This window comes from Hyphomonas sp. (genome assembly GCF_018402285.1).
Lineage (GTDB): Bacteria > Pseudomonadota > Alphaproteobacteria > Caulobacterales > Hyphomonadaceae > Hyphomonas.
The window spans coordinates 966,346-979,137 of the sequence record NZ_JAGYJH010000003.1 but is presented as its reverse complement, the minus strand read 5'-3'; the positions used below and the strand labels follow the sequence as shown (position 1 = coordinate 979,137).

The window sequence follows — 12,792 nt, the reverse complement described above, 5'->3', positions numbered from 1 at the left end:
GGCCGGCAGCCAGTGAGGCTTATTCGCCGACCACTTCCACGAGATGGGATACCTTGCGGATCATGCCGCGCACAGCCGGAGTGTCTTCCAGCTCGCTGGTGCGGCCGACCTTGTTCAGGCCAAGACCCTGAAGGGTCTGGCGCTGGTCCGGCTTGCGGCCGATGGGGCTGCCAACCTGGCGTACGGTGACTTTCTTCTGGGACATGAGGGTCTCCTATCAGTTCACCGAGTCGGCCATGCCGGCTTCGGAAGCGCCATCGGTGCGGCGGCCAACGATATCCTGGACTTTGAGGCCGCGCTTGGAGGCAACCGTACGCGGGTTGGCCTGACCTTTCAGGGCATCAAAGGTGGCACGCACCATGTTGTAGGGGTTGGACGAACCGAGCGACTTGCCGACGACATCCTGAACGCCCAGGACTTCCATGACAGCACGCATCGGACCACCGGCGATCACGCCGGTACCGGGAGGGGCTGCCCGCAGGACGACCTTGCCAGCGCCGTGACGGCCATTGCCGTCATGATGCAGGGTGCGGCCTTCACGGAGCGGGATGCGAACCAGGTTGCGCTTGGCTTCCTCGGTCGCCTTGCGGATGGCTTCAGGAACCTCACGGGCCTTGCCCTTGCCGAAGCCGGCACGGCCCTTCTGGTCACCGACAACCACGAGCGCAGCAAAACCGAAGTTCTTGCCGCCTTTCACGGTTTTCGCGACGCGGTTGATACCAACCAGCTTGTCGACGAGTTCGGAGGCTTCATCGTCACGATCACGCGGATTCTCGCGGTCGCGGCGGCGGCCTCTTTTCTCACCTCTTTCCTCAGCCATCAGGCAAACTCCTTCAGAATTTCAGGCCGCCCTCACGGGCGGCATCTGCCAAGGCTTTCACCCGGCCGTGGAACATGTAGCCACCGCGATCAAAGACAACATCTTCGACGCCAGCCTTCTTCGCGCGCTCGGCAATTGCCTTGCCCACCAGGGCTGCTGCTTCGACGTTGCCGCTGCTTTTGGCGCCGGCAATAACTTCTTTCTCGAGCGTCGAAGCCGAAGCGAGCGTGATGCCCTTCTCGTCGTCGATGATCTGCACCGAGATGTTCTTGTGGCTGCGCGACACCGAAAGGCGCGGACGGCCTTCGGCGACCCGGCGGAGCTTGGTGCGGACGCGCTGGGCGCGGCGTTGCAACTTTTCGCGTGACGTCTTCATGGCGTTACTTCTTCTTGCCTTCTTTGCGGCGGACATACTCGCCCTGCAGGCGAACACCCTTGCCTTTGTACGGCTCTGGCGGACGGAACTTCTTGATCTCGGCCGCGACCTGGCCAACGGCCTGTTTGTCAGCGCCCGAAATGATGATTTCCGTCGGCTTCGGAACTTCGATCTTGATGCCCTGCGGCGCCTTGTAGATCACATCATGCGAATAGCCGAGCGCGAGCTTCAGATCGACGCCCTGCATCTGGGCACGGTAACCAACGCCGACGAGTTCGAGCGTCTTGGAGTAACCCTTCGTGACACCTTCCACCATATTGGCGGCGCGGGCACGGGCAGTTCCCCACTGGGTACGCGCATCCTGCGAGAGCGACTGTGCGAACGTCGGAGGACGCTTGCCTTTTGCCGTCTCGGCTTCGATGACATCGTTGGCTGCCTGGATCAGGTCAGCGCGCGGGTTTACCGAGAGCTCGTTATTGTCGAGCTTCGGGGTGATGACTTCCGGCAGGACGAGCTCAAGCTCACCCTTCGGGCCTTTGACCTTGATCGTCTGGCCGGCGACGGTGACAGTCGCACCGGCCGGAACGGGGATCGCAAGCTTACCAATACGGGACATGGGACCTGCCTCCTAGAATACGCGGCACAGAACTTCGCCGCCGACATTCTTGGCGCGCGCGGCATTGTCCGACATCACACCCTGAGACGTAGACAGGATGGAAATGCCGAGGCCGTTACGCACCAGCGGAATGTCCGTGACGGACGAATAGACCCGGCGGCCAGGCTTCGAGACACGTTTGATCTCGGAGATGACCGGCTGGCCTTCATAATACTTGAGTTCGATCTCGAGGGTCTTGTGACCGCTCTTCTCGATCTCGGCGTAACCCCGGATGTATCCCTCGTCCGTAAGGACGTCGAGAACACGGGCCCGAAGCTTGGATGCCGGCGACGTCACTTTCGACATGCCGCGCATCTGCGCGTTGCGGATCCGGGTGAGCATATCGCCGAGGGGATCGGAAATGTTCATGTGCTTCCCTCCTCTCTTACCAGCTGGACTTTACAAGGCCGGGAACCTGACCGCGTGAGCCATACTCACGAAGCGCGATACGCGACATCTTCAGTTTACGATAGAACGCACGCGGACGGCCTGTGATCTCGCAACGGTTGCGAACACGGTTCTGGGCCGAATTGCGCGGCAGTTCAGCGAGCTTGAGACGCGCCTTGAAGCGCTCCTCCAGCGACAGGTTTTCATCCATCGCAGCCGCCTTGAGCTGTGCGCGCTTGGCCGCGTAACGGGCGGCCAGAGCCTTCCGCTTATTGTTCTTCTCGATTGCGCTCTTCTTTGCCATGTCAGCAGATCTCCTGGCGCTAGTTCCGGAACGGGAAGCCACACTCGGCGAGGAGTGCTTTGGCTTCTTCGGTCGTCTCGGCGGTCGTGCACACGATGATATCCATCCCGCGCATCTCTTCCACCTCGTCATAATTGATTTCAGGGAACACGATGTGCTCCTTGAGGCCCATGGCGTAGTTGCCCTGGCCGTCGAAGCTCTTGCCGTTCAGACCACGGAAGTCTTTCACGCGCGGAAGAGCGATCGTCGTGAGACGGTCAAGGAATTCGTACATCTGATCGCGGCGCAGGGTGACCTTCGCACCGATCAGCATGCCTTCGCGGACCTTGAAGCCGGCGATCGACTTGCGGGCCTTGGTGGCAACCGGTTTCTGACCCGCGATGCGCTCCAGCTCAGCCAGGGCCGACTTGATCTTCTTGGAGTCGTTGACGGCTTCGCCAACACCCATGTTGATCACGACCTTGTCGAGCTTCGGAACCTTCATCGGGTTCGAATAATTGAACTGTTCCTGCAGCTTCGCCCGGATCTCTTCCCGGTACTTCCGCTTGAGGCGGGGTTCATATGCCTCAGACATCGATCGATTCCCCTGAGCGTTTCGCAAAGCGCGTCTTGCGGCCATGCTGGTCAATCTTGAAGCCGACGCGGACAGCCTTGCCATCGCGCGGATCGGCGAGAGCCACGTTGGACACGTGAATCGGCGCCTCGAATGTCTTCAGGCCGCCGGGATCCATCTGGCTCGGCTTCTGGTGGCGTTTCACAAGGTTCACGCCGCGAACGAGAACGCGGCTCTCGTCCGGGATCACCTTCAGGACTTCGCCCTTGGTGCCCTTGTCCTTGCCCGTGATCACGATGACCGTGTCACCCTTCTTGATCTTTGCAGCCATGACTACAGGACCTCCGGGGCCATGTTGGCGATCTTGACCTGGTTCTTGGCGCGCAGTTCGCGCGGAACAGGGCCAAAGACGCGTGTGCCGATCGGCTCGCCATTGTTGTTGATCAGAACGGCAGCATTGCTGTCGAAGCGGATCGTCGAACCATCAGCACGGTTGATGTCCTTGGCGACGCGAACGACGACAGCCTTGCGGACGTCACCTTTCTTCACGCGGCCGGTCGGAATGGCTTCCTTGATGGAGACCACGATCACATCGCCCACCGAGGCGTAACGGCGGCCTGCGCCACCGAGCACCTTGATGCACATCACGCGGCGCGCGCCAGAATTATCGGCGACCCGCAGGTGGCTTTGCATCTGGATCATGCGTCACTCCCTTCATCGGAAACGAGTTCCCAGCGCTTCAGTTTGGACTTCGGCGCGCACTCGCGGATGGCTACAATCTGGCCCTCGACCGCGACGTTGTTCTCGTCATGGGCGTGGTACTTGTTGGTTTTCCGGACGATCTTCTTCAGCATCGGGTGCGTGAAGGTACGTTCGACACGGACAATGGCGGTCTTGTCCTGCTTGGCGGAGACAACAACGCCTTTCATAATACGTTTGGGCATGCTCGGTCTCCTTACTTGCCTGCCTGGGCCTTCTCGCGCAGGATCGTCTTGATCCGAGCGATGTCGCGACGAACTTCGGTTACCCGGCCCGTCTTCTCCAGCTGGCCCGTGGCTGCCTGGAAGCGCAGATTGAACTGTTCTTTCTTGAGCTTGATCAGCTCGTCGTTGAGTTGATCGGCGCTCTTGGCGCGTACATCAGCGGCGTTCATGATCAGATCCCCTCGATACGCTTGACGACTTTGGTCTTGATCGGAAGCTTCGCGGCGCCCAGGGCGAGTGCCTGGCGCGCGACGTCTTCCGGGACCCCGTCGATTTCAAACAGGATGCGGCCGGGCGCAACGCGGGTAACCCAACGGTCAACCCCGCCCTTGCCCTTACCCATGCGGACCTCGATCGGTTTCGCGGTGACCGGAACATCCGGGAACACGCGGATCCAGACCTTGCCCTGGCGCTTCATCTCACGCGTGATGGCACGGCGAGTGGCTTCGATCTGGCGCGCGGTGACGCGCTCCGGCTCGAGAGCCTTGAGGCCGAACTGGCCGAACGACAGCGTGAAGCCGCCTTTCGACTGTCCGCTGATCTGGCCCTTGAAGGCCTTGCGGAACTTGGTGCGTTTCGGTTGCAGCATGATTTAAGCTCCTGCCGCCTGGGCGCCCGATGCCGGGCCGCGCTGGTTGGCGTTTGCGCGAGCGCGCGACTGGCCGGACGTCTCGAGGCGCTTGTCCTGAGCCATCGGATCGTGCTCGAGGATCTCACCTTTGTAGACCCACACCTTCACACCAATGATGCCATAGGTGGTTTCAGCTTCGGCCGTACCATAGTCGATGTCGGCGCGCAGCGTGTGCAGCGGCACCGAGCCTTCGGCATACTTTTCGGTCCGGGCGATTTCCGCGCCGCCGAGACGGCCGGAGACAACAACTTTAACACCCTCGGCGCCAAGGCGCATGGCGGACTGGATCGACCGTTTCATCGCGCGGCGGAACGAAGCCCGGCGCTCGAGCTGGCGGGCGATGTCGTCTGCGATGAGCGTAGCATCGATTTCCGGCTTGCGGATCTCCACCAGGTTCACGCGGACTTCGTCCGTGGTCATCTTGGCGAGTTCCTTGCGGAGCACTTCGATATCCCCGCCCTTCTTGCCGATCACGAGACCCGGACGTGCCGTGTGGATCGTGATGAGGCATTTCTTGTGCGGGCGCTCGATGATGATCTTCGAGATGCCGGCCTGCTTGAGCTTTTCGCGGATCGCCTTGCGGATCGCGATGTCCTCGTGAAGGAGGCGGCCAAAGTCGGCGCTGTCAGCATACCAGCGGCTGTCAGCCGTACGGTTGATGCCGAGGCGCAGGCCAATCGGATTGACTTTCTGACCCATTATGCGGCCTCCGCAGTCTGGCTGTTGTCCCGCAGGACGATGGTGAGTTGCGAGAACGGCTTCACGATGCGCGCAGCGCGGCCACGGGCACGGGCGCGGATGCGCTTCATGACGAGGTTCTTGCCGACATGTGCTTCGGCAACGACCAGGCTGTCGATGTCGAGGCCGTGATTGTTCTCGGCGTTCGCGACAGCGCTCTGCAGGAGCTTGTAGACATCCTTTGCAGGGCGCTTGGGCGAGAATTTCATCTCGTTGAGCGCGCGCTGGATCGGCATGCCACGGATCTGCTGAGCCAGCAGGTTCAGCTTCTGCGGGCTGGAGCGGTACATGCGCAGCACGGCGCGCGATTCATTCGCGGCCTGCTTGGGAGGATTCTTGGCCTTTGCCATGACTACTTCCTCTTCGCTTTCTTGTCGGCGCCGTGACCATAATAGGTCCGTGTCGGCGCGAACTCGCCGAACTTGTGGCCGACCATCTCGTCGGTCACCGTGACCGGGATGAACTTGTTGCCATTGTGAACCTGAAAGTTCAGACCGACGAATTGAGGCAGGATCGTCGAGCGGCGCGACCAGGTTTTGATCACAGCGCGTTTTTCCGACGAACGGGCGTCTTCGGCCTTCTTCAGAAGGTAGCCGTCAACGAACGGGCCTTTCCAGACAGAACGGGACATGTCTCTCGGGCTCCCTGATTAGCGTTTAGCGTTACGGCGACGGATGATGAGACGATCCGTTGCCTTGTTGTTGCGAGTTTTCGGGCCGCGGGTTTTCTTGCCCCACGGCGAGACCGGGTGACGGCCGCCCGAAGATTTACCTTCACCACCACCGTGCGGGTGGTCGACCGGGTTCATGACGACACCGCGGACCGTCGGACGCTTGCCCAGGTGACGGTTGCGGCCAGCTTTGGAGCTGACTTCGTTCATCTTGTCCGGGTTCGACACCGCGCCGATCGTGGCCAGGCAGTTGTCGAGCACCATGCGGAGCTCGCCGGAAGCCAGCTTGATCTGGGCATAACCCGAATCGCGGCCAACCAGCTGGGCATAGGTGCCGGCGGAGCGGACCATCTGCGCGCCCTTCTGGGGCTTCAGCTCGATGTTGTGGATGATCGTACCGACCGGGATGGACTTCAGCGGCAGCGTGTTGCCCGGCTTGATATCAGCCGTGGCGGACGTGACGACGGTGTCCCCTACTTCAAGGCGCTGCGGCGCGATGATGTAGGCCATTTCGCCGTCCTGATACTTGATCAGGGCGATGAATGCCGTGCGGTTGGGATCGTATTCGAGGCGTTCGACAACAGCCGGGATGTCCCAGCGGTTCCGCTTGAAATCGACTTTCCGGTAAAGACGCTTCACGCCGCCGCCCTGGTGGCGGACGGTGATGCGGCCCTGATTGTTGCGGCCACCCTTGGAGCTGATGCCCTCGGTGAGCGCCTTGACCGGCTTGCCCTTGTGGAGACCTGTGCGGTCCACCAGCACGAGCTGGCGGCGGCCGGGAGAGGTCGGATTGAATGTCTTCAGTGCCATGAGCTTCGTCCTTCTCCCTTAGAGGCCCGTCGAGATGTCGACCGACTGGCCTTCAGCGAGCGTAACGATGGCTTTCTTCACGTCGGAACGGCGGCCTTCAAAGCCACGAAAGCGTTTCGTCTTGCCCTTCTGGGTCAGGGTGTTGACCTTCGTGACGCTCACCTTGAACAGGGCCTCGACAGCCTCCTTGATCGCCTTCTTGTCAGCGTCAGGCGCCACTTCGAAGATGATCTTGTTGTGTTCGGCGACGAGCGTCGACTTCTCTGTGATCAGCGGACGGCGGATCACGTCGTAATGATGGGGTTTCACTTCGGCCATTATTCAGCCTCCGCTTTGGCGCCGTCGAAACGGGCTTTGATACCCTCGGCGGCTTCCTTGGTGATGACGAGCGTGTGGCGGCGCAGGATGTCATAGACGTTGAGGCCGGCAACCGGCAGGACGTCAATGTTCGGGATGTTGCGCGCGGCGCGGGCGAAGTTTTCGTTCACTTCCGTGCCCGAGATGATCAGCGCGTTCTCGATACCGAGGCTCTTGAACGCCTCGATCAGCGCCTTGGTCTTGGGCGCGTCGAGCTCGGCCTTGTCGAGGACCAGGATCGAGCTTTCCTTTGCCTTGGACGACAGGGCATGCGCCAGGGCCATCTTGCGGATCTTCTTGGGCAGATCGTGCGCATGGCTGCGAACGCGCGGGCCGTGGGCAATACCGCCGCCAACAAAGATCGGCGCGTTGCGCGATCCGTGACGGGCGCCGCCCGAGCCTTTCTGCTTGATCGACTTCTTGGTCGTGCGGTTCACTTCCGAACGCGACTTGACCTTGTGCGTGCCGGCCTGACGGCGGGCAAGCTGCCAGCGAACGGTGCGCTGAAGGATGTCGCCACGGATTTCGTCAATGCCGAAAATCGCGTCGTCGAGATCAATCTTGCCGGCAGCGTCGCCAGAGAGGGTTTTAACTGCGAGTTCCATTAGCCTTCACCCCCGGCGGAGAGCTTTTCCGGAGCCTTGAAGGAACCGGCAGCAGGCGCAGCGGCCGGCAGGGCTTTCTTCACAGCATCGCGGATTTCAACGAAAGTCCCGTCATGGCCCGGGACTGAGCCCTTGACGAGGATGAGGCCGCGCTCGACGTCAGTGCGCACGACTTCCAGATTCTGGGTCGTGACGCGCTCGTCACCGAGGTGACCGGCCATTTTCTTGTTCTTGAACACGCGGCCCGGGTCCTGGTTCATACCCGTCGAGCCGTGGGCCCGGTGGGAGATGGACACGCCGTGCGATGCGCGCAGACCGGAGAAGTTCCAGCGCTTCATGGCACCGGCAAAACCTTTACCGATGGTCATGGCCGAAACATCGACCAGCTGGCCCTCTGCGAAATGGTCGGCCTGAACGGTCGAGCCGACTTCCGGAAGGTCGCCGCTGACGCGGAATTCCTTGAGTTTCGCCTTGGGCGCAACACCGGCTTTGGCAAACTGGCCGCGCTGAGCCTTGGTGGTGTTCTTGGCTTTCTTGTCGCCGGCACCCATGATGACAGCCTTGTAGCCATCAGTGCGGGTAACCTGGCCGCCTTTCTTGGTGGTCACGGCGCGCTCGTCTTCCGAGCGGACACCGACGACCTGGCAGCCATCAAGCGAGAGCACCGTGACGGGCACATGACGGCCGTCAGCAGCGAAGATGCGTGTCATGCCGACTTTGCGGGCAAGAACGCCGGTGCGGGCAGCAGGAAGCGTCATTAGCGGGCCCCCTCGAGTTTGATCTCGATGCCGACGCCCGACGACAGGTCAAGTTTCATCAGCGCATCGACGGTCTGGGGCGTCGGGTCCACGATGTCGAGAATGCGGGTGTGCGTGCGGATTTCGAACTGCTCACGCGACTTCTTGTCGATGTGGGGCGACCGGTTCACCGTGAAGCGCTCGATACGGGTCGGGAGCGGGACCGGTCCACGAACTTCAGCGCCAGTGCGCTTCGCCGTGTTCACGATCTCTTTCGCCGACATGTCGAGCGCGCGGTGATCAAAGGCCTTCAGCCTGATCCGGATATTCTGTCGTTCCATCGTTTGGTCCGTCCGCGCAAAACACTTTATCCCATGGCGCGATGGCTCGTCAGCATCGAGCGCCCGGGAGGGGGTGTAGATTAATTGTCAGTTTCGAGGGAGCGTTCGCTATTGAAGAAGCGCAGCCATCCCGGCGAAGTGCGGCTTCTATGCCAGAGAATCGGGTGCGTCAACAGCTGGTTTCGATGAATCTGCAGGCAACCGGGCCGCTATCGCCCCAGGCCGCACCCTCCCCTGCCCCCAAGCCCCTCCGGGCGGGTCATTTACCGCTCCGGCAAGAAAAAAGGCCGCCCCGAAAGGGCGGCCTTCTCTGTCTGATACGTCCTGTGTGGAAGCCTAATCACCTGCGATTGATCCACCGGAGCAATCGCTTCGCTGCGCGAACCGGCGATTACTTCTTGATTTCCGACACGACGCCGGCGCCGACGGTACGGCCGCCTTCGCGGATGGCGAAGCGCAGGCCCTTGTCCATGGCAATCGGGTTGATCAGCTCGACATCCATTTTCACATTGTCACCCGGCAGGACCATTTCCTTGTCAGCCGGCAGCTTCACGATGCCCGTGACGTCCGTGGTGCGGAAGTAGAACTGCGGACGGTAGTTGGTGAAGAACGGCGTGTGACGGCCACCCTCTTCCTTCGTCAGAATGTAGGCTTCGGCTTCGAACAGCGTGTGCGGCGTGATCGAGCCCGGCTTGCAGAGAACCTGCCCGCGCTCGACGCCTTCACGGTCAACACCGCGCAGCAGCGCGCCGATATTGTCGCCGGCCTGGCCCTGATCGAGCAGCTTGCGGAACATCTCGACGCCCGTGCAGGTCGTCTTCACCGTCGGGCGGATGCCGACGATCTCGATTTCCTCGCCAACCTTGACGATGCCCTGCTCGACACGGCCGGTCACAACCGTACCGCGGCCAGAGATCGAGAACACGTCTTCAACCGGCATCAGGAACGGCTTGTCCAGCGGACGCTCCGGGGTCGGGATGTAGGTGTCGACAGCGTCCATCAGAGCCAGGATCGCATTCTGGCCGATTTCGGGGTCGCGGTCTTCAACGGCGGCCAGAGCCGACCCCTTGATGATCGGAATCTCGTCGCCCGGGAAGTTGTAGGACGAGAGCAGGTCACGCACTTCCATCTCGACGAGTTCGAGCAGCTCGGCGTCGTCGACCATGTCGACCTTGTTCAGGAACACGACCAGGGCCGGAACGCCGACCTGGCGGGCCAGCAGGATGTGCTCGCGCGTCTGCGGCATCGGGCCGTCAGCGGCCGAACACACCAGGATCGCGCCGTCCATCTGCGCGGCGCCCGTGATCATGTTCTTCACATAGTCAGCGTGGCCGGGGCAGTCGACGTGCGCATAGTGGCGCGCCGGCGTCTCATACTCGACATGCGCCGTGTTGATCGTGATGCCGCGCGCCTTCTCTTCCGGCGCCGCGTCGATATCGGCGTAATTCTTCGCCGTCGCGCCACCGGTCTTCGCCAGCGTGATCGTGATCGCCGCCGTCAGCGTCGTCTTGCCGTGGTCAACATGGCCGATCGTGCCAATGTTCACGTGCGGCTTGTTGCGCTCAAACTTTGCCTTGCCCATCGGGCCTCTCCTCTAGCTCTTGTACATGGGGTCCGATTAGGAGCCCGAGACTTCCTGAATGATCTTCTGTGCTTCAGCGCGCGGAACTTCGTCATAGTGATCGAAGAACATGGTGAACTGGGCCCGGCCCTGCGACATGCCACGAAGGTTGGATACATAGCCGAACATGTTCACCAGCGGCACCATCGCCGTTATGGCCGTGGCGATACCCCGGGCTTCGGAGCCCTGGATCTGGCCGCGGCGGGAGTTCAGGTCGCCGATCACGTCGCCCATATAGTCTTCCGGCGTGACAACTTCCACTTTCATGATCGGCTCCATCAGGCGCGGGTCGCCCTTGCCTTTCAGCTCACGGAATGCGCCGCGGGCCGCGATCTCGAAGGCGAGCACGCTGGAGTCCACATCGTGGAACGCGCCGTCCGTCAGTGTCGCGCGGAAATCCGTCACCGGATAGCCTGCGAGCAGACCGTTCTCCTTGGCCATATCGAGGCCCTTCTGGACACCCGGGATGTATTCCTTGGGAACGGCGCCGCCAACGATTGCGCTGACAAACTCGAAACCCGAACCGGCCTCAAGCGGCTCGAATGTCAGCTTGATGCGTGCGAACTGGCCGGTGCCGCCCGACTGTTTCTTGTGCGTGTAATCGATTTCGGCCGTGCGGCCGATCTTCTCACGGTAAGCCACCTGCGGCTGACCGATATTGGCTTCGACTTTGAACTCGCGGCGGAGACGGTCGATCAGAATGTCGAGGTGAAGCTCGCCCATCCCTTTCATGATCGTCTGGCCGGACTCGAAGTTGGTTTCGACACGGAAAGAAGGATCTTCGGCAGCAAGACGCTGCAGACCGACCGACATCTTCTCCTGGTCTGCCTTGGTTTTCGGCTCGACCGCGATCTCGATCACGGGCTGCGGGAACGTCATCGTTTCGAGCACGACAGGCTGTGCGGGATCGCAGACCGTGTCCCCGGTCGTCGTCTCTTTGAGGCCAGCCAGCGCGACGATATCGCCCGCGAAGGCCTCGGTGATTTCGTCCTGCTTGTTGGCGTGCATCATGACCATCCGGCCAACACGCTCTTTCTTGCCTTTGGTCGCGTTCAGGAACGCGTCGCCTTTTGACAGCTTGCCCGAATAGATGCGGGTAAATGTCAGCGTGCCCATATAGGGGTCGTTCATGATCTTGAAGGCGAGACCGGCAAAAGGCTGGCCGTCATCAGCCGAGCGCGGAATGTCGCGCGTTTCGGTCTCATCGCCCGGCTTGAAGCCGAGATAGGCCGGCACATCGAGCGGGCTTGGCAGGTAATCCACGACGCCGTTCAGCATCGGCTGGACACCCTTGTTCTTGAACGCCGAGCCGCACAGGATGGGCACGAACTTCAAGGCAAGCGTGCCTTTGCGGATCAGTGCCCGCAGCGCCGGGACATCCGGCTCATTGCCTTCGAGAAAGGCCTCCATCGCCGCGTCATCCATTTCCACGGCGAGCTCGACGAGATGCGCGCGCATCTCTTCGGCTTTCGCTTTCAGGCTCTCGCGGATTGGCCTCAGGACCCAGCTCGCGCCAAGATCTTCGCCTTCCCAGACCCATTCGGTCATGGTGACAAGGTCGATATGCCCTTCAAGTTCGGTTTCCGAACCGATGGGCATCTGGATCGGCGCCGGGGTCGCCCCGGTCCGGTCCTTGATCATCGCCACGCAATTGAAGAAATCGGCGCCCGTCTTGTCCATCTTGTTGACGAACACGATGCGCGGAACCTTGTAGCGGTCAGCCTGGCGCCAGACAGTTTCGGTCTGGGGCTCAACGCCGGCATTGCCGTCAAGCAGAACAACCGCGCCATCAAGCACGGCGAGCGAGCGCTCGACCTCAATCGTGAAGTCGACGTGTCCGGGGGTGTCGATGATGTTGAAACGGTATTTCGGCGACAGAGCCGTCGAGCCGTCCTCCGTGCGTTCCCAGAAGGTGGTCGTGGCGGCCGAGGTGATCGTGATCCCCCGCTCCTGCTCCTGCTCCATCCAGTCCATGGTTGCGGCGCCATCATGCACTTCGCCGATCTTGTGCGACTTGCCCGTGTAATAAAGGACGCGCTCAGTCGTCGTGGTCTTGCCGGCATCGATGTGCGCGATGATGCCGAAGTTGCGGTATCGCTCCAGCGGGTATTCGCGGGCCATGAGATCAAACCTTCGTTTCTGCTTCCCGAGGGGAAGGGTGGGTCACTCGCCGGGCGAGGTAACCCTGCCGCCCGGCGATTTAC

Annotated in this window: 22 protein-coding genes; all 22 read right to left on the bottom strand. The window is 61.4% G+C overall.

Translation table 11 applies throughout. The features are described from left to right. Window positions 1–19: 19 nt before the first annotated feature. The 22 genes from rpmD to fusA all read right to left on the bottom strand — a co-directional run bounded on the left by rpmD (window position 20) and on the right by fusA (window position 12,709). Complete coding sequence (gene rpmD / locus KG722_RS07350) at window positions 20–205, bottom strand: 50S ribosomal protein L30 (RefSeq protein WP_213271098.1); 186 nt, start codon at window positions 203–205, stop codon at window positions 20–22. A gap of 12 nt (window positions 206–217) precedes the next feature. Further along, entirely contained in the window at window positions 218–820 is a 603-nt protein-coding gene (gene rpsE, locus KG722_RS07345) for a 30S ribosomal protein S5 (RefSeq protein WP_213271097.1), read from the bottom strand. A gap of 13 nt (window positions 821–833) precedes the next feature. Next, window positions 834–1,196 carry a 50S ribosomal protein L18 gene (rplR, locus tag KG722_RS07340; RefSeq protein ID WP_213271096.1) on the bottom strand — a complete coding sequence of 121 codons (363 nt, stop codon included), beginning with the start codon at window positions 1,194–1,196 and terminating at the stop codon, window positions 834–836. Window positions 1,197–1,200: 4 nt separating this feature from the next. Further along, the gene (rplF, locus tag KG722_RS07335) at window positions 1,201–1,812 is read right to left on the bottom strand and encodes a 50S ribosomal protein L6 (protein WP_213271095.1); all 612 of its coding nucleotides are present in this window, start codon (window positions 1,810–1,812) and stop codon (window positions 1,201–1,203) included. A gap of 12 nt (window positions 1,813–1,824) precedes the next feature. Continuing rightward, window positions 1,825–2,220 (bottom strand): 30S ribosomal protein S8, encoded by a 396-nt coding sequence (rpsH, locus tag KG722_RS07330; RefSeq protein WP_213271094.1) that lies wholly within the window; start codon window positions 2,218–2,220, stop codon window positions 1,825–1,827. 16 nt (window positions 2,221–2,236) lie between these two features. Continuing rightward, window positions 2,237–2,542: a 30S ribosomal protein S14 gene (rpsN, locus tag KG722_RS07325; RefSeq protein WP_213271093.1), complete on the bottom strand. Its 306-nt coding sequence runs from the start codon at window positions 2,540–2,542 to the stop codon at window positions 2,237–2,239. A gap of 19 nt (window positions 2,543–2,561) precedes the next feature. After that, on the bottom strand, window positions 2,562–3,116 hold the full coding sequence (rplE, locus tag KG722_RS07320; RefSeq protein ID WP_213271092.1) for a 50S ribosomal protein L5: 555 nt from the start codon (window positions 3,114–3,116) through the stop codon (window positions 2,562–2,564). Then, window positions 3,109–3,426, bottom strand: coding sequence for a 50S ribosomal protein L24 (gene rplX, locus KG722_RS07315; RefSeq protein WP_213271091.1), 318 nt, complete (start codon window positions 3,424–3,426; stop codon window positions 3,109–3,111). The genes rplE and rplX overlap by 8 nt, the downstream gene beginning before the upstream one ends. 2 nt (window positions 3,427–3,428) lie before the next feature. Continuing rightward, window positions 3,429–3,797, bottom strand: a complete 369-nt coding sequence (rplN, locus tag KG722_RS07310) for a 50S ribosomal protein L14 (protein WP_213271090.1) — start codon at window positions 3,795–3,797, stop codon at window positions 3,429–3,431. Next, window positions 3,794–4,039 carry a 30S ribosomal protein S17 gene (gene rpsQ, locus KG722_RS07305; RefSeq protein ID WP_213271089.1) on the bottom strand — a complete coding sequence of 82 codons (246 nt, stop codon included), beginning with the start codon at window positions 4,037–4,039 and terminating at the stop codon, window positions 3,794–3,796. Before rpsQ ends, rplN begins: the two co-directional genes overlap by 4 nt. Window positions 4,040–4,050: 11 nt before the next feature. After that, window positions 4,051–4,248 carry a 50S ribosomal protein L29 gene (gene rpmC / locus KG722_RS07300; RefSeq protein WP_213271088.1) on the bottom strand — a complete coding sequence of 66 codons (198 nt, stop codon included), beginning with the start codon at window positions 4,246–4,248 and terminating at the stop codon, window positions 4,051–4,053. Between the two features lie 2 nt (window positions 4,249–4,250). Then, complete coding sequence (gene rplP / locus KG722_RS07295; protein WP_213271087.1) at window positions 4,251–4,667, bottom strand: 50S ribosomal protein L16; 417 nt, start codon at window positions 4,665–4,667, stop codon at window positions 4,251–4,253. 3 nt (window positions 4,668–4,670) lie between these two features. Beyond that, the gene (gene rpsC / locus KG722_RS07290) at window positions 4,671–5,408 is read right to left on the bottom strand and encodes a 30S ribosomal protein S3 (protein ID WP_213271086.1); all 738 of its coding nucleotides are present in this window, start codon (window positions 5,406–5,408) and stop codon (window positions 4,671–4,673) included. After that, a complete protein-coding gene (rplV, locus tag KG722_RS07285; protein WP_213271085.1) occupies window positions 5,408–5,797 on the bottom strand; it encodes a 50S ribosomal protein L22 in 390 nt (129 codons plus the stop codon). The genes rpsC and rplV overlap by 1 nt, the downstream gene beginning before the upstream one ends. Window positions 5,798–5,799: 2 nt before the next feature. Next, window positions 5,800–6,078, bottom strand: coding sequence for a 30S ribosomal protein S19 (rpsS, locus tag KG722_RS07280; protein ID WP_035592996.1), 279 nt, complete (start codon window positions 6,076–6,078; stop codon window positions 5,800–5,802). Window positions 6,079–6,096: 18 nt separating this feature from the next. After that, window positions 6,097–6,927, bottom strand: a complete 831-nt coding sequence (gene rplB, locus KG722_RS07275; protein WP_213271084.1) for a 50S ribosomal protein L2 — start codon at window positions 6,925–6,927, stop codon at window positions 6,097–6,099. Window positions 6,928–6,945: 18 nt separating this feature from the next. Further along, a complete protein-coding gene (locus tag KG722_RS07270) occupies window positions 6,946–7,245 on the bottom strand; it encodes a 50S ribosomal protein L23 (protein ID WP_213271083.1) in 300 nt (99 codons plus the stop codon). Beyond that, complete coding sequence (rplD, locus tag KG722_RS07265; protein ID WP_213271082.1) at window positions 7,245–7,889, bottom strand: 50S ribosomal protein L4; 645 nt, start codon at window positions 7,887–7,889, stop codon at window positions 7,245–7,247. Before rplD ends, KG722_RS07270 begins: the two co-directional genes overlap by 1 nt. Then, window positions 7,889–8,647, bottom strand: coding sequence for a 50S ribosomal protein L3 (gene rplC, locus KG722_RS07260; RefSeq protein ID WP_213271081.1), 759 nt, complete (start codon window positions 8,645–8,647; stop codon window positions 7,889–7,891). The genes rplD and rplC overlap by 1 nt, the downstream gene beginning before the upstream one ends. Beyond that, on the bottom strand, window positions 8,647–8,967 hold the full coding sequence (gene rpsJ, locus KG722_RS07255) for a 30S ribosomal protein S10 (protein ID WP_011647827.1): 321 nt from the start codon (window positions 8,965–8,967) through the stop codon (window positions 8,647–8,649). Before rpsJ ends, rplC begins: the two co-directional genes overlap by 1 nt. Before the next feature lie 391 nt (window positions 8,968–9,358). Next, the gene (gene tuf / locus KG722_RS07250; protein ID WP_213271080.1) at window positions 9,359–10,549 is read right to left on the bottom strand and encodes an elongation factor Tu; all 1,191 of its coding nucleotides are present in this window, start codon (window positions 10,547–10,549) and stop codon (window positions 9,359–9,361) included. Window positions 10,550–10,585: 36 nt separating this feature from the next. Beyond that, on the bottom strand, window positions 10,586–12,709 hold the full coding sequence (gene fusA / locus KG722_RS07245) for an elongation factor G (protein WP_213271079.1): 2,124 nt from the start codon (window positions 12,707–12,709) through the stop codon (window positions 10,586–10,588). Window positions 12,710–12,792: the final 83 nt, after the last annotated feature.